Annotated in this window: 15 protein-coding genes; 8 read left to right on the forward strand and 7 right to left on the reverse strand. The window is 64.7% G+C overall.

Features of this window, described 5'->3' with window-relative positions; all coding sequences use genetic code 11:
- The first annotated feature begins 52 nt into the window (after positions 1-52).
- The 4 genes from JQ566_RS23560 (at position 53) to JQ566_RS23575 (ending at position 7,148) form a co-directional block, all read left to right on the forward strand.
- Positions 53-2,443 (forward strand): bifunctional diguanylate cyclase/phosphodiesterase, encoded by a 2,391-nt coding sequence (locus JQ566_RS23560; protein WP_249139756.1) that lies wholly within the window; start codon positions 53-55, stop codon positions 2,441-2,443.
- A gap of 88 nt (positions 2,444-2,531) precedes the next feature.
- Positions 2,532-3,827: an MFS transporter gene (locus JQ566_RS23565; protein WP_212376413.1), complete on the forward strand. Its 1,296-nt coding sequence runs from the start codon at positions 2,532-2,534 to the stop codon at positions 3,825-3,827.
- A 154-nt stretch (positions 3,828-3,981) separates the two neighbouring features.
- Positions 3,982-6,567 (forward strand): EAL domain-containing protein, encoded by a 2,586-nt coding sequence (locus JQ566_RS23570; RefSeq protein ID WP_212376416.1) that lies wholly within the window; start codon positions 3,982-3,984, stop codon positions 6,565-6,567.
- Between the two features lie 344 nt (positions 6,568-6,911).
- Entirely contained in the window at positions 6,912-7,148 is a 237-nt protein-coding gene (locus JQ566_RS23575; protein ID WP_212376257.1) for a DUF6894 family protein, read from the forward strand.
- Positions 7,149-7,169: 21 nt separating this feature from the next.
- On the opposite strand, the gene JQ566_RS23580 is transcribed toward JQ566_RS23575, so the two are convergent.
- The 3 genes from JQ566_RS23580 to JQ566_RS23590 form a co-directional block, all read right to left on the reverse strand.
- Positions 7,170-7,403 (reverse strand): hypothetical protein, encoded by a 234-nt coding sequence (locus JQ566_RS23580; protein WP_212376419.1) that lies wholly within the window; start codon positions 7,401-7,403, stop codon positions 7,170-7,172.
- A gap of 51 nt (positions 7,404-7,454) precedes the next feature.
- Positions 7,455-7,697 (reverse strand): transcriptional regulator, encoded by a 243-nt coding sequence (locus JQ566_RS23585; protein WP_212376260.1) that lies wholly within the window; start codon positions 7,695-7,697, stop codon positions 7,455-7,457.
- A gap of 96 nt (positions 7,698-7,793) precedes the next feature.
- Positions 7,794-8,003 (reverse strand): cold-shock protein, encoded by a 210-nt coding sequence (locus tag JQ566_RS23590; protein WP_100234873.1) that lies wholly within the window; start codon positions 8,001-8,003, stop codon positions 7,794-7,796.
- Positions 8,004-8,441: 438 nt separating this feature from the next.
- On the opposite strand from JQ566_RS23590, the gene rpsU reads away from it, so the two are divergent.
- A complete protein-coding gene (rpsU, locus tag JQ566_RS23595; protein ID WP_100234872.1) occupies positions 8,442-8,717 on the forward strand; it encodes a 30S ribosomal protein S21 in 276 nt (91 codons plus the stop codon).
- 102 nt (positions 8,718-8,819) lie between these two features.
- On the opposite strand, the gene JQ566_RS23600 is transcribed toward rpsU, so the two are convergent.
- Both JQ566_RS23600 and JQ566_RS23605 read right to left on the reverse strand, forming a co-directional pair.
- On the reverse strand, positions 8,820-9,098 hold the full coding sequence (locus tag JQ566_RS23600) for a DUF1488 family protein (RefSeq protein WP_212376263.1): 279 nt from the start codon (positions 9,096-9,098) through the stop codon (positions 8,820-8,822).
- A 129-nt stretch (positions 9,099-9,227) separates the two neighbouring features.
- Positions 9,228-9,524, reverse strand: coding sequence for a hypothetical protein (locus tag JQ566_RS23605; RefSeq protein WP_212376265.1), 297 nt, complete (start codon positions 9,522-9,524; stop codon positions 9,228-9,230).
- A gap of 415 nt (positions 9,525-9,939) precedes the next feature.
- On the opposite strand from JQ566_RS23605, the gene JQ566_RS23610 reads away from it, so the two are divergent.
- Together JQ566_RS23610 and JQ566_RS23615 are read left to right on the forward strand one after the other, a co-directional pair.
- Positions 9,940-10,284 (forward strand): hypothetical protein, encoded by a 345-nt coding sequence (locus JQ566_RS23610; RefSeq protein WP_208639247.1) that lies wholly within the window; start codon positions 9,940-9,942, stop codon positions 10,282-10,284.
- Positions 10,285-10,649: 365 nt separating this feature from the next.
- Positions 10,650-11,582 carry a helix-turn-helix domain-containing protein gene (locus tag JQ566_RS23615; RefSeq protein ID WP_212376268.1) on the forward strand — a complete coding sequence of 311 codons (933 nt, stop codon included), beginning with the start codon at positions 10,650-10,652 and terminating at the stop codon, positions 11,580-11,582.
- A gap of 9 nt (positions 11,583-11,591) precedes the next feature.
- Here the strand turns inward: JQ566_RS23615 and JQ566_RS23620 are convergent, their stop codons facing one another.
- Both JQ566_RS23620 and JQ566_RS23625 read right to left on the reverse strand, forming a co-directional pair.
- Complete coding sequence (locus JQ566_RS23620) at positions 11,592-12,488, reverse strand: catalase (RefSeq protein ID WP_434057838.1); 897 nt, start codon at positions 12,486-12,488, stop codon at positions 11,592-11,594.
- A gap of 165 nt (positions 12,489-12,653) precedes the next feature.
- A complete protein-coding gene (locus JQ566_RS23625) occupies positions 12,654-13,265 on the reverse strand; it encodes a TetR/AcrR family transcriptional regulator (RefSeq protein ID WP_212376271.1) in 612 nt (203 codons plus the stop codon).
- Between the two features lie 125 nt (positions 13,266-13,390).
- Between JQ566_RS23625 and JQ566_RS23630 the strand changes: the two genes are divergently transcribed.
- A complete protein-coding gene (locus JQ566_RS23630; RefSeq protein WP_212376274.1) occupies positions 13,391-14,623 on the forward strand; it encodes a cytochrome P450 in 1,233 nt (410 codons plus the stop codon).
- Positions 14,624-14,648: the final 25 nt, after the last annotated feature.

Below are 14,648 nucleotides of genomic sequence, written 5' to 3' on the forward strand. Positions count from 1 at the left end.
CGGCGGCTTCGAGATGGGCGGTCGCGATCAGAACGATCAGGATCGGAAGCGCATGACCGGATGGTGGCGTGCCGCGCCGCTGCTCGGGCTCTATCGCCCTGCGCTCGTCGCCGTCGGCGTCGGCCTCCTGTTCTCGGTCGTGGGCGCTGCCGCCGTGGCGCGATGGGAAGATCGCGTCAACAGGATCGAGTTCGAGAACGCGGCCGAGACCCAGGCGATCGTCATGCAGAACGGCATGAACGAGTACATATCGAGGCTTCTCGCGTTGCGCACGCTGTTCGAATCGACCAGCGACGAAGTCACCCGCAGCGAATTCGAGACCTTCAGCGCCCGCCTGTTCGAGCGCCATCCCGGCATGCTGCGCATTGCCTGGTTGCCGCGCGTCAACCGCAAGGAGCGCGCCGAATACGAGAGCGCCGCGATCAGGGACGGCGTTGCCAGCTATCGCATCAAGTCGCTGCAGGGCGAGAACTTCGTCACCGCGCCGCAGAGCGACGAATATTTTCCGGTGTTCTACTCGACTCAGCCGAAGACCTCGTCGGTCTATGGCATGGACTACACGACGGTTCCGGAGCGCCATGCGGTGCTGGACCGCGCGCGCGACAACGATCGCGTCGCGGCCATTCGCACGCGCCTGGTCGAGCCGAAGGAGGGCGGCCGGCCGCCCGACGTCCTCGTCGCCATTCCCGTCTACGCCAAGGGAACCTCGCGCGAGGAGATCGCGGACCGGCGCCGCAATCTCGCCGGCTTCGTGGTCGGCATCTTCGACCTGCCGCTGCTGATCCAGTCCATTCGCGTGACCACCGGAGCAAGCCCCGCGGTCAGCATGAACGTCTTCCCGCCCTTCACGGCGCAGATCGTCAGCCTGGAGGAAACGCTGCCGGATTATTCGTCGGCCGCCTCCGCGCTGCGGTCGATGCGCGACATCGCACGGGTCGTGCACTGGTCGGGCAGTCTCAGGATCGGGGACACCGATTGGCAGGTGCGGGCGGTTCCTACCGCCGGCGGTCCGCTGGCGACGACTTACGATCGCGCGGTTGCGGTGCTCATCGTCGGCATGCTGCTGACGCTATCGCTATCGACCTATCTGACGCTTGCAAGCCGCAATTCGCGGCGGCTGTCGCTGGCGAACCGGCGGGTGCTCGAGCTTGCCCAGACCGACATCCTCACCGGATTGCCGAACCGCGCCTTCTTCCTCACCCGGCTCGACGAGATGAACAACCAGTTGAGCGTGAGGGGCCTGCCCTTCTCGATCCTGATGCTCGACCTCGACCGCTTCAAGAACGTCAACGACTCCCTCGGTCATGCAGCCGGCGATGCGCTGCTGCGCCAGGTGGCGCAGCGGCTGAAATCCGCAGTGCGCGCCAACGACGTGCTGGCGCGGCTCGGCGGCGACGAATTCGCCATCATCCAGGAAGCCGGCGAGGATCAGCGCGCCTGCTCGACCGAGCTGGCGGCGCGGATCGCCAAGCTCGTGAGCGAACCGTTCCTGCTGCCCGGACACCGCGTCGAGATCGGCACCAGCATCGGGATTGCGATCGCCCCGGATCACGGCAGCGATCAAGAGCAGCTCCTGAAGAAGGCGGATCTCGCGCTCTATCGTTCGAAATCGGCCGGCCGCAACTGCTTCACCATCTACGACGAGGCGATGTCGGCCGAGCTGGAGGCCCGCAACACGCTGGAAGGAGATCTGCGCGACGCCATCGCGCGCTGCCAGCTGGAGGTGCACTACCAGCCGTTCGTCGACGCCCTCAGCGGCGAGCGACGCGGCTTCGAGGCGTTGGTGCGCTGGCGACATCCGGCGCGCGGACTGATCCCGCCGGACCAGTTCATTGCGCTCGCGGAGGAGACCGGGCTGATCGTGCCGCTCGGCGAATTCGTGCTGCGGCGCGCCTGCGCGGACGCCGCCGGCTGGCCTTCCGGTCTCATGGTCGCCGTCAATTTGTCGCCGATCCAGTTCAAGGAAGCCGAGCTGTTCGAAATGATCTGCGCGGCGCTCGCCGATGCCGGCCTGCCGCCGCAGCGGCTGGAGATCGAGATCACGGAATCCGTGCTGCTGGAGCGCGCCGTCGAGAACCACGCCTTCATGGAGCGGCTGAAGCACCTCGGCATCGAGCTCGCGCTCGACGATTTCGGCACCGGCTATTCGTCGCTCAGCTACCTGACCGCGTTTCCGTTCGACAAGATCAAGATCGACAAGTCGTTCATCCGCAACCTCACGCATCAGCCGCGCTCATCCGCCATCATCTCCTCGATCGTGACGCTGGCGCGCGGGCTGGACATGTCGGTCACCGCCGAGGGCGTCGAGACCCGCGAGGAATTCGAGCGGCTGAAGGCGCTCGGCGTCAATTTTGCGCAAGGCTATCTGTTCGGCCGGCCGCAGCCGATCGAGCGGATCCTGTTCGACGCGCCGGTCAACTCCTCGGAGCTCGACGCCGCCTGAGCGCGCCGAAGGGGCATGCGCGAAAAGCGCTTGACCCGGTCATCCCCGGATGGTCGTTAGGACCCGTCCAGGGATGAAACAAACAAACATGCGGCTTCCGTTCTTCTACGGCTGGGTCGTGGTCGCCGTGACCTTCGTCACCATGGCCATCGGCGTCAACGCGCGCACCGCCTTTTCATTGTTCTTTCCGCCCATCATCTCCGAGTTCGGCTGGGAGCGCGGCGTCACCGCGGGCGCCTTCTCCTTCGGCTTCGTGGTGTCGGGCGTGGTCAGCCCGTTGATCGGCCGCCTGATGGATCGCGCCGGTCCGCGCGCGGTGATGGAGCTCGGTGTCGTGCTGATGGGCGGCGGGCTGCTGCTGGCACCGCTGACCAGCGCGCCCTGGCATCTCTATGTGACCATCGGCGTCATGGTCGGTGCCGGCAGCGTCTGTCTCGGCTATTCCGGCCAATCGCTGTTCCTGCCGAACTGGTTCATCCGCAAGCGCGGCTTCGCCATCGGCATCGCCTTCGCCGGCGTCGGCATCGGCTCGGTGACGCTGCTGCCGTGGGTGCAGCACCTGATCGAGCAAACCGGGTGGCGCACCGCCTGCACCGCGATGGGACTGCTCGTCCTGATCGCGCTGGCGCCGATCAATCTGTTGCTGCGCAAGCGCCCCGAGGACATCGGCCTTCAGCCGGACGGCGATGCCGCGCCGGCCGCAGGCGCCGCGAAATCCGTCTCCAACATCGTCGATCCCGCCTGGGTCGGCACCGAATGGACGCTGCGACGCGCCGTCGCGACAGCGCGTTTCTGGTGGATCGCGCTGGGCTATTTCTGCGGCCTTTACATCTGGTACGCGGTGCAGGTGCACCAGACCAAATTCCTGCTCGACATCGGCTTCAGCCCCAGCGTTGCGGTGTGGGCACTCGGCATCGTCAGCCTGCTCGGCATTCCCGGCCAGATCGTGCTGGGGCATGTCTCCGACCGCATTGGCCGGGAGTGGGTCTGGGCGATCAGCTGCGCAGGTTTTGTCGTCTGCTTCGCCGCGCTGATCGCGCTGAAGTATCAATCGTCGCTCTGGCTGGTTTATCTCATGGTGTTCACGCAAGGTGCGCTCGGCTACGGCCTCACCTCGATCATGGGCGCGGTGGTGTTCGAGATTTTCCAGGGCAGGCACCAGGGCAGCATCTTCGGCACGATCATGCTGGCGGCGCTGGCGGGTGGTGCGGCCGGACCGTGGGTAACCGGCTTCCTCTATGATCGCGCCGGGGACTACACGCTGGCTTTCACCGTCGCAATGATCGTGAGCGGATTGTCGGCGCTCGCGATCTGGCAGGCCGCGCCGGGCAAGGTGCGGGCCGTGGCTGGCCGGCTGCACAAGCTCAAAGCGGGATCCGAATAGGTCTCGTACGCATCGAGATACCTTCGGCTTTCGCCGAACGTTAAGCATGTCGCGTTTTGGCGCAGCGCGAGAGAAGTGCAAGAACGCCTTGGACACCATCGGAGCGTTAACCTCTCGCCGATTGCCGCATTTCCCGATGCCGCTGGTTCAGACGATGCCCGCCTCCGATCGCCTTGTGACAGAAATTCCTGACGTGCTGCGCGCCGCGCTCGAACGCGCCGACGACGGCATCGTCATCGTCGATGAGGCGCATCGCATTACCCATTTCAACCCCGCCGCGGAGCGGATCTGGAAGCTCGCCGCCGCCGAGGTGCTCGGCCGCGATGCCGCCGTCCTCACCCTCAAATGTCTTAAGGCCGGTGCGACCGCGGGTCTCCGCGAGGAGATCAGCCTCGTGCGGCGCGACGGCAGCCGTATCAAGGCGCAGGTCGCGATGTCGTCGGCGACGGTCGACGGCGCGACCCATCGCATCGTGTTCGCACGCGACGTCAGCCTTGATGCGGAGCGCCGCGTCAGGACCGGGCTGCTCCACGCCGTCGCCGACCAGACCAACCGCGCGGTGATCGTCACCGACATCGAGCAGAACATCGTCTTCGTCAATTCGGCGTTCACGGCGCTGTTCGGCTATACCAGCGAGGAGGCCGAAGGCCGCCGCGCCGGCGAGCTCGTTGCCGGTCGCCACACCGATCGCAAGGCGGTCGCCAAGCTCGTCAAGCGCCTGATGCGTGGTGGCCACCGCGGCGAGGTCGAGGTGCTCGTCTACGACAAGGACGGCGAGGAGATCTGGGTCTCCGCCCGGATCGATGCCTTCCGCGACGGCAAGGGCCGGGTCAAGCACATCCTCGCGCTGTTCGAGGACATCACCGAGACCAGGCAGCTGCGCTCGCTTCAGCAACTCATCATGAGCGCGCTCGCCGACGAGGTGCCGATCGGCGAGATCGCCGACCGGCTCTGCCGCCGCGTCGAGGAGATTGCGCCCGACGTCGTCTGTTCGCTGCTTCACGTCGATGCCGCCGGATTGATCCATCCGCTCGGCGGTCCCAGCCTGCCCGAGGACTATTCCCGCGCGTTGGACGGCATTGCGATCGGCCCCGATGTCGGCTCCTGCGGCACCGCAGCCTTCTACGGCGCGCCGGTTCTGGCCGAGGATCTCGACACCGATCCGCGCTGGCAGCCTTACAAGGCGATGCCGCTCGCAATTGGCCTGCGCGCCTGCTGGTCGACCCCGGTCAAGGCCAAGGACGGCCGCGTCATCGCGACCTTCGCCTTCTACTATCGGGAACCGCGCGCACCGAGCAATTGGCACCGGCGCATCGTCGAGGCCTGCGTCAATCTCGGCGCCTTTGCGATCGAGCGCAAGGAGGCGCGCGCCGAGATCGCGCGGCTCGCCTATCACGACATCCTTACCGGCCTGCCGAACCGCGCCCAGCTGCGGCACCTGATCACCACGGCCATCGATGCCTGCCCGACCGGCAGCCATGTCGCACTGGCCTTCCTCGACGTCGATCATTTCAAGGACGTCAACGACACGCTCGGTCACGCCGCCGGCGACGAGCTCCTGGTCCAGCTCGCGCAGCGCCTGCGCGAGCATATCGGCCCCGGGGACATGCTGGGGCGGCTCGGCGGCGACGAATTCGTCATTCTGCTGCCGCAACGTAACGCCGAGAGCGCAGAACGCGTCGCAGCTGAAATCACCGAAGCGCTGGCGCGGCCGCTCCGGCTCGGATCGAAGCTGATGCCGATGTCCGCCAGCATCGGTATCAGCCTCTATCCCGATCACGCCACCGACATCGACACCTTGATGCAGCAGGCGGACGCTGCCATGTACATGGCCAAGCAGGCCGGACGCTCGACCCATCGCATCTTCAGTGCCGAGATGAACGTGCTCGCCGAGCAGCGGTTGGCGCTGATCGCGGCGTTGCGCCGCGCGGTCGCGGAGGGCGCACTGAGCCTCAGCTACCAGCCGCAGATCCGCAGCTGCGATGGCGCGATCCACGGCGTCGAAGCGCTGGCGCGCTGGCGTGATGCCGTGCTCGGCGACGTCTCGCCGGCAAAATTCATCCCGCTCGCCGAGGAATGCGGCCTGATCGAGCAGATCGGCCTCTGGTCCGTGCGCGTGGCCTGCCGGCAGATGGCGAGCTGGCGCCGCGCCGGGCTCAACATTCCCTCCGTCTCGGTGAACCTGTCGCCGATCAATTTCCGCAACGTCACGCTGGCGGCGCGGCTCAAGGACATCCTGGCCGAATACGATCTGCCGCCGCACGCGCTGATGCTGGAGATTACCGAAGGCGCGTTCATGCAGGACGGCGTCGCCGCGCTGGAGACGATGAATGCGATCCGCGAGCTCGGCGTCGGGCTCTCGGTGGACGATTTCGGCACCGGCTATTCCAGCCTCAGCCGGCTCGCGCATCTGCCGATCCGCGAACTCAAGATCGACCGCAGCTTCATGCGCGACATCGAGAAAGACGCAGGCGCGCTCGCGATCGCCACCGCGGTGGTCCGCGTCGGCCACGGCCTCGGCATGAGCGTGGTCGCCGAGGGCGTCGAGACCGAGGGCCAGTGCAGGACGCTGGCCGCGCTCGGCTGCGACATCGTCCAGGGCTTCCTTTACGCACCCGCGCTGCCTCCGGTTGCCTTCGAGCGCTGGCTGATCGAGCATTGCGCCGAGCAGGCGAGGGCGATGCTGGGGCGGCTCGACCTTGTGGCGGCGGGTAGAGTTGCGGTGAAGCGGTCGGCGTAGCCGCCTTTGAGCGATATTCCCGGCCGGTAGGAACGCATCGGCAACTGGCGGTTTGGTCTTCGACGTCCGCCGGAGGGGCACCGCGCCATGTCCTGCCGAACGCCAGGAAGCCGCAGACACCGGCGGACTTCGAATCGCCGGAGACAGGGAGGACAAGCAATGAGACGGCATTCCCAATCGCACGCAGAGAAGGAGGCGAACAACCTCTTCAGGAAGACCGCGACGAAACCGGTGACCGATTACGAGAAAGCAGAGCAGGCTTTCCACGCCAATCGGGAGCGACTGAAGGCTGAACGGCTGGCGAGGGAGGCTGAACGACGAGGCCAGTCAGAGAGGAAGACCTAGTGTCGCAATTCTACTTTGACATCTGGGATGGTGAAGCGCTCGTCGTAGACGAAGAAGGCCTGGATTTGGCCAGCCGGCGAGCAGCGGAGGTCGAGGCGGCGCTGTCGCTTGCCGACATTGCCAAACAGCTCGAGCCGTTCGCCAGCAGCGATGGCATCGCCATCAATGTTCGGGATGCGAGCGGCCCGGTCTTGAGAGCGACATTCGTCGACCAAAGAGTTCGACGGGCCGATTGAGACCGCCAAAAGTGCTCTCGCTCATGTCTCCGCACTGAGCATCGAAAGCACGACAATGCCGTCCTCGAGCTCGCCTGAAGCCAGGCGCGCCCGCGCCATACGCTCGAACTCCGTTCGATGCTTCTGGAGATAGCTGAAGGCCTGCTTCTGCGTGTTGAAGGTCGTGGCAAGCCGGCACATCTGCCGATCCGAGCCGGACGCGAGAAAGAAGGTGATGGTCCCTTGGTCTGGCTTGATTTTAGGCACGATCTGCACTCTCCGGCATGTGATCGGCACTTCAGATTTCGCCGGCGGCGTTGAAGACGACTATCGCGCCGGCTTCCTTGAACGCTTCCTGAGCGCAGGCGCTGGCAAATCTGCCCGAACGGCTTCATCAGCCGCTTCCTTCGCCTCGCGTACCTCTCGGAGCCGCGCCATGTTCTTGCGAACCTCGATGGCTTGCCTTTCGACGTCGGCCAATGCCCGCGCGCCCTCTTCAGCGGCCAGGCGCCTGCGATCGGAACGCGCGATGCTTTCGGGTGACGGCTCTGCGGGTTTCTTGGTGCTCATCGTTCACCCGGATCCACAACGACTAAACCCGCTCAATCCCGGGATTGAGCGGGCAAAGCAACCGTTTCAGTACATCCGTGAAACGGCGCCACGATATCAAGCCAGCGAGAGGTTCTCAGCGCTGACTTTGCCTCGCATCTTGTCGGTCTTGATCTCGAAATTGACCTTTTGGCCCTCTGCGAGACCTGCAAGACCAGCCCTTTCAACGGCGCTGATGTGAACGAACACGTCGTTGCCGCCGTCGCTCGGCTGGATGAAACCGAAGCCCTTTTGGCCATTGAACCACTTGACTGTACCTGTCGTCATTTTCTTCTCCAAAGCGCGCAAGCGCATCCCGCGCGACAATCACGCGGCTATCTTCAACTTCGTCCATGTCTTTGGAAAAGGAGCCCGCGGGCGCATTCAACAAGGCACAGCGGCTAATCGAACGAGTTCAATATATATGACTTTCACGTTTTTGCAAGGAGCGAGGCCAGTTTGTTTTCCGCGAGGCAGGTCTTGTGTTCCGATCGAGGCGCCTTGCGTGTGTCCGTCGACCTGCAGGCAGGACGTTATCGATTGACAGTGCAGCGCGACAATGGTCACGTTGACGCCACCAAGCTGCTCGCTTTGACAAGCAGATCGGCTCGTCCGAAGCCGCGACGAATGTCGCCGCTGCTATCCTCAACAATCGCAATGAAGCTCCTGCGCAATTGGCTGCCCTGCAGGACGTCTCGCATTCGCAGCCCGAGCCAGGAGGATCATTTGCACGTACTCGTCAGAGACAACAATGTTGAGCAGGCACTTCGCGTTCTCAAGAAGAAGATGCAGCGCGAGGGCGTCTTCCGGGAAATGAAGCAGCGCCGGTCCTACGAAAAGCCGTCCGAGAGAAAGACCCGCGAGAAATCCGAGGCCATTCGCCGCGCCCGCAAGCTCGCCCGGAAGCAGGCGATCAGGGAGGGATTGCTGCCCGCGCCACCGAAAAAGAAGCCTTTCGAGCGCAAGCCGCCTTTGCCGGAGATCAAAGCAAGGTCGGAGTAGAAACGATCTGCTTCCGGATCTTGCGCCATGCTGCGTCACCCGTGACGCCGCAGAAAAGCCTGGCCAAACCGTCGCGAGCTGTCTTCCTTATGGGCTGAAATCCTATGGCCTGAAATCGATGCCTCGCAGCACGATGCCCGGCGGAGTGCCTTCGAATTCCGTGGCGCGATACTTGCCCGCAGCGCATGCTTCGATGCGATCCCGTAGACGGACGAATTGGGCTTCCCGCTGCTCGGGCCTGACTTGCGGGCCCTGCTCGAGAGCGTCCATCGCGGAGGTCGAGATCGCACAAGGAATCTCCTTGGCGCCGTCATGCATCGAGAACCGGACGATCATCCGGTCGTATTCGTGGCCAATAAAGCGGCCGCTGGTCAGGGTCATGGCTCACTCCGTTACGTGTTCGCTTCCCGGCGAGTTCGCGCCATCCAATCATTGACCGGGACCGCGCGCCCGCTTCCCGGCTCGTGCCGAGCATGCACGTGTCGAGAATGCAGGCGGCCGTCGCTCGCCTCAGCCGTCCCCGGACAGCCGCGCGAAATCGTCGAACAGCGCCGACACAAGCGCGCGGTGGCGCGTGTCCTCTGCCGGAAGACTCGCAGCATAGAGGTTGAGCAGATGGCGCGCCTTCACCGCGGCCTCCGGCCAGGATGCAGCGGGCACCGTCATCATGCGGTGCTCGAGATCGGCCTCGCGCTCGCGCAGCTCCCTGACATGGGCCTCGACCTCGGCCAGCGCGCGGCGCAGATCGGTGGCCTTCTGCGCGGCCATGCCACGGTGCCTGTCGAGATCGACCGGCTGGTCAGTCATCGGCGATGCTCGCGTCTGCAGCTTGCGCATTCGCAAGAGACGGATTTTCGCCGCGAGCGGATGGTCATGCACGCCTGCCTTTCGCAAGTGAAGCCCCAACCGGTGCCGGCTGCCGCGAGCATGCGCCCTTGGCACGGCAATAGCCAGCACTATCCTCTCCGTACCGGCAAACGATAATGTCGCGGTGCGGCGGCAAGAGGCACTTAACGCTCGCTATTGGTTCGGCGCGAGCGTAGGCTCGTTGCCATCACCGCGCGTCTCGACGGCTTCGATCGGTGACTGAGGGCACGTGTGCTCCCGCCGACGGCTGCGCAGGAGCGTTCGATGTCGCGTGTTCGCATTTCGGAATGGATCGTGCCGCCGGTGATCGTTCCGCTGTTTCTTCTGCTTCTCGTATGCGGAGCCGCAGTCCTCAATGGCTAGGACAACACGCGTGCCGTATCTGGTCAGCGGGACCAACGAATACGGCAGCTCCAATCTCGGCCGCGGAACTGCGACGGTCGCACTACGCCTTGCGGAAAAACTGCTGCGCGAGGGCTACATGGACGTCAGGGTCTGCACCCCGCGCGGCCGGGTCCTGCAGCCGAATGAATTCGACGAACTCAAACCGGCAAAGGAGAGCGACATGGCAAAGGGCCAGCAACGCGGCAACCGCGAAGCCAAGAAGCCGAAGAAGGACAAGGCCAAGGTGATCGCCGCGGCCCCGTCCCGCAAGGAAGCAGCCTGGCAGCCGGACTTCGGACCTGCAAAGAAGAAGTAGCGAGCAGCCGAGACCGAACAGACGGTGAGAGGGCCCAAGTCGACGTCGACGCGTGCATCGCTCCTGTCGCTCGGCATGAAGCGGCGATGGGCGCAGGCGAATGCGCCATGCATGCGCGCGTTTTCACAAACGCACGATGGGCGGGCGACGAGTTGCGGAGATGTTGAGCGAGATCGCGTGACAGGCGTCAAAATCCGTTGAGATCTCTTGTGAAAACGTTCTGTGACAATGGATGCGGCGAGGGGTCACACGGCTACGGTTCCAGCGCGCAAGTCTGGACCGTCGTTTGCCGATGTCGGATAATGGCACGTGATTTGGCGGTGGCGCCTTCGCTCTCCATTTTTTCACGTCCGAGATGCACTCCCATGACACAGGCGGGCGCCTTCGCGCAGAAGCTCGAACGATTTTTGCATTTGAAGGATGCGCCGCCGACGCTGGTCACGCGTTCGCTGCGCAGCGCCGAGCTCGCCGTCACCGAAACCCGGGATGACCATCCCATCGCGCGCCTTTCCGAGTCGATGCCTGCGGAGGACGCCTATCTCGTCAGCCTCAAATTCCGCGATTTCGCCGATTGCGAGTGCTGGGAGCGCGGCCGATGCGTGGTCAAGAGCGATATCCGCGCCGGCGCCACATATCTGTACGATCTGAAACGCGATCCGCGCTACGTGATCGACAAGCCCTTCCATTCCCTGTTCTTCCATCTGCCCCGTTCGGCGCTGGACGACATGGCGAGACAAAGCGGCGCGCCGCGGATCGGTGAGCTCGCCTATCAGCCCGGCGTCGGCCATGACGATGTGACGATCCGCCATCTCGGCGCATCGTTCCTGGCGGCGTTGCGGCAGCCTGAAGAGGCCAACCAGCTCTTCATCGACCACATGATGCTCGCGCTCACCGCACATGTCGCGACGACCTACGGCGGATTGCGGCGCGCCGCCGAGCCGGCGCGCGGCGGCCTTGCCCCCTGGCAGGTCAAGCGGGCTTGCGAAAGGCTGGAGTCCGATCTCCGCGGCAAGCTTTCGCTGGAGAGGATCGCAGCCGAGTTCGATCTCTCCGTCAGTCATTTTTCGCGCGCATTTCGCGTCTCGACCGGCCTGCCGCCGCACCAATGGCTGCTGCGCCAGCGTGTGGACACGGCCAAGCAGTTGATGACGGTGCGCGACCTGTCGCTGGCGGAGATTGCGATATCGGCCGGGTTCGCCAATCAAAGCCACTTCACCCGGGTGTTCTCCTCGGTGGTCGGCATCAGCCCGGGAATGTGGCGCCGTGAGGCGCAGGGCGTGCTGGATAGCGAAACCTGAGCTTTGCGCTCAGCGTCGCCCGGCCTGGGAGATGACGTAGGCGGCGCACCGTGCCGCGAACATCTCGTCCGGCGGATGGCCGATGCCTTCGGCAAGATTGGCTGGATTGAACGCGGCCGCGTCGCACGCCTCGCTTGATTCAGGGCCTGTTATCACGATCGTTCCGAGGCGCACCGCTTCGCGGCCATCCTCGTCGGGCCAACGGATGGTCACGTCCATGACGGGGTCGCCGGGACGGTCCAGCAGCGCCATCACGCTGAACCTGACATCGCGCGCCGCAATCCGGGATTCGAGATCGCGCAACAAGCCGGTGGACTTGGCCGCGTCCTTGGCCGCGTCCTCGGCCGGCCTGCGTTCCTGGCCGACCGGCACGACCTTGAACTTGATGAACCGTGTCTCACTCCCGGCGTTCGTTGCGGGAAAGGCGTGCACGCCCCAATAGGTCGTGCGGGCAAGGCTTGCGGGCGGCGGATTTGCGGCAAGGTAGCTTGCCTGACGCAGCGTTTCGGGATTGGCGGCGGAGAATGCCGCGACTTGCGCCATGTCCGGCTTGCCGTCCGGTCCCGGCATGCGTGCCTGCAGGAAAGCCAGCATCTGGTCGGGCGTTCTGGCGAAATGAACCGGGGCGCTCTGGGTGAGAATCTCGGAGCGCTGATGGCCGCGGCCGAGCCGGAAGCTGAAGCCGCGCAGCGAGCACCCGTGCGTGTCGTCCGCGTTCGGGCTGTCGCAGTCCGCCGAGAAGCGCGCCAGCACCCGGGACGGCATGGTGAAGTTGCGGGACCTGGTGATCTCCTTGGCCCGATCCGAGGGGGCGTAGGTGCCGCGAACGCATCGGCCCCAGCAAAAGCTCGCCCGCGCCTTTGGCGGAAGGCCGGCAACCGCCCTCAGGGCCTCGACAAGGGACACCGGCGTGGCTGCGCCGCTCCGGAACTCTGGCAGGACGGAACCCTGGCTTCGAACGATGGGGGTCGTTTGTGGCGCGGCGCGGATCGAAGCGTCTTTCCCAAAGCGGACATGCCTTGTCCGATCCTGCGACAAATCCCGCAGCTCGGCGGCTCAGGTCGCTCTTCGCTAGGCGGAGGCCAGCCCCGTCCTGCGCCTGAGATCCGTGATCGCGCGCAAAAAACTGTCGGCCGGCGTCGTCTCCGGATCGATCAGCCGGTGCAGGCGAAAGCCGTCCTCCAGCGCGAGCACGACGGAAGCTATCCAGGGCGGGTTCAGATTGACGTTGCGCCCGTTGCTCTTCGATGTCGCCTCGACGATGTCGGCGACCAGCTTGCGCCGCGCACGCAGGCGTTTGGCGAGCTCCGGGCGGCGCTTCTCGGCGCGCGCGACGAACAGGATCATCTCCATGTGGAGCAGGGGCGAGCGTCCCAGCGGATCCTGCCGGCTGCGATCCATCGCCTTCAGCGCCGCGATGAAATCGTCGAGATTGTCGTGCTGCGCGAGGATGTCCATGTTGCGCCGGATCGACTGCGCGACATGGTCCTCGATCATGGCGATGATCAATTCGTCCTTGCTCTTGAAGTTCGAATAGAATGCGCCGCGGGTGAAGCCCGCCGCCGCCGCGATCGCCTCGATGCTGGCGCCGCCGATGCCGTCCTCTTCGAACACGCGCGCGGCCGCCTCGAACAGCTTGTCGCGCGTGTCGTCCCTGGTCGGTCTGGTTCTCACCCTTGACATCGGCGCAGGTTAGGGCAAACTGCAACTCGATACAATAATGTATCGAGTTGATAATTTCAGGGATGGTTACGCCAGGCTTTGGGGCAGCCTTGCGTGTGTCATGCGGCAACCGATCCGAGGTCACCATGAATGAGCATGTGCACGGCGCCGGCGCTGATCCGCTGTTCAATCCGCTGTCGCCGGACTTCATCCGCGATCCCTATCCGCACTATGACCGGCTGCGCGCGATCTATCCGATCCATGTGACGCCGTTCGGCCAGTTCGTCGCCAGCCGCCACGCCGATGTCAGCCTCGTGATGCGCGACAAGCGCTTCGGCAAGGATTTCGTCGAGCGCTCCAAGCGCCGCTACAGCGACAGGATCATGGACGAGCCCGTCTTTCGGAATTTGGGCCACACGATGCTGCAGGCCGACCCGCCGGATCACACCCGTTTGCGCGGCCTCGTGGTCAAGGCCTTTACTGCGCGGCGCGTGGAGGACATGCGGCCGCGAATCCAGGAGGTCGTCGATCAGGCCATCGATGCCGTGATCGAGCGCGGTCAGATGGACCTGATCGGGGATTTCGCGTTCCGTCTACCGGTCACGATCATCTGCGATATGCTTGGTATCCCGGAAGAGCACCGCGAGGGGTTCCACAAGGGCTCGAGCGATGGCGTGCGAATCTTGGATCCTGTCCCCATGACGCCGGACGAGATCAAGCAGGGCAACGCACGCAACCTGATGGCGCAGATGTATTTCCAGCAGTTGTTCGAACTGCGGCGCCGCAATCCGGGAGACGACCTCACGACCCAGCTCGTGCTGGCCGAGGAGGACGGCGACAAGCTCACCAACGAGGAATTGACCGCGAACATCATGTTGCTTTTCGTGGCCGGTCACGAGACCACCGTCAATCTGATCGGCAACGGCCTCCTGGCGCTCCACCGCAATCCGGACCAGCTCGCGCTGCTCAAGGCGCGGCCGGAGTTGATGACGAACGCGATCGAGGAATTCCTGCGCTACGATTCCTCGGTGCAGATGACCGGGCGTGTCGCGCTGGAGGATATCGACGATCTCGGCGGCGTGAAAATTCCCAAGGGCGAGACCGTGCTGTGCCTGCTCGGCTCGGCCAACCGCGATCCCGCGGTCTACCCTGACAGGCCCGACCGGCTGGACGTCACCCGTCAGAACGTCAAGCCGCTGTCGTTCGGCGGCGGCATCCATTTCTGCCTGGGTGCCCAGCTGGCGCGCATCGAGGCCGAGATCGCCATCGCCACGTTGCTGCGGCGGCTGCCGGATTTGCGCATCGACGACGTCGCAAACCCGGAATGGCGGCCGACCTTCGTGCTGCGCGGGCTGAAGCGGCTGCCGGCGAGCTGGTGAGGGGCGCGCGTTAACCTCCGCGCGC

Source organism: Bradyrhizobium sp. SZCCT0231 (assembly GCF_018130245.1).
In the GTDB taxonomy this organism is placed as follows: domain Bacteria; phylum Pseudomonadota; class Alphaproteobacteria; order Rhizobiales; family Xanthobacteraceae; genus Bradyrhizobium; species Bradyrhizobium japonicum_F.

Excerpts from the sequence above, each read along its gene's own strand:
- JQ566_RS23565 (WP_212376413.1), top strand. The coding sequence starts at position 2,532 with ATGCGGCTTCCGTTCTTCTACGGCTGGGTCGTGGTCGCCGTGACCTTC.
- JQ566_RS23560 (WP_249139756.1), top strand. The coding sequence starts at position 53 with ATGACCGGATGGTGGCGTGCCGCGCCGCTGCTCGGGCTCTATCGCCCT.
- JQ566_RS23630 (WP_212376274.1), top strand. The coding sequence starts at position 13,391 with ATGAATGAGCATGTGCACGGCGCCGGCGCTGATCCGCTGTTCAATCCG.
- JQ566_RS23615 (WP_212376268.1), top strand. The coding sequence starts at position 10,650 with ATGACACAGGCGGGCGCCTTCGCGCAGAAGCTCGAACGATTTTTGCAT.
- JQ566_RS23585 (WP_212376260.1), bottom strand. The coding sequence starts at position 7,697 with ATGAGCACCAAGAAACCCGCAGAGCCGTCACCCGAAAGCATCGCGCGT.
- JQ566_RS23610 (WP_208639247.1), top strand. The coding sequence starts at position 9,940 with ATGGCTAGGACAACACGCGTGCCGTATCTGGTCAGCGGGACCAACGAA.
- JQ566_RS23600 (WP_212376263.1), bottom strand. The coding sequence starts at position 9,098 with ATGACCCTGACCAGCGGCCGCTTTATTGGCCACGAATACGACCGGATG.
- JQ566_RS23625 (WP_212376271.1), bottom strand. The coding sequence starts at position 13,265 with ATGTCAAGGGTGAGAACCAGACCGACCAGGGACGACACGCGCGACAAG.
- JQ566_RS23570 (WP_212376416.1), top strand. The coding sequence starts at position 3,982 with ATGCCCGCCTCCGATCGCCTTGTGACAGAAATTCCTGACGTGCTGCGC.
- JQ566_RS23590 (WP_100234873.1), bottom strand. The coding sequence starts at position 8,003 with ATGACGACAGGTACAGTCAAGTGGTTCAATGGCCAAAAGGGCTTCGGT.
- JQ566_RS23605 (WP_212376265.1), bottom strand. The coding sequence starts at position 9,524 with ATGACTGACCAGCCGGTCGATCTCGACAGGCACCGTGGCATGGCCGCG.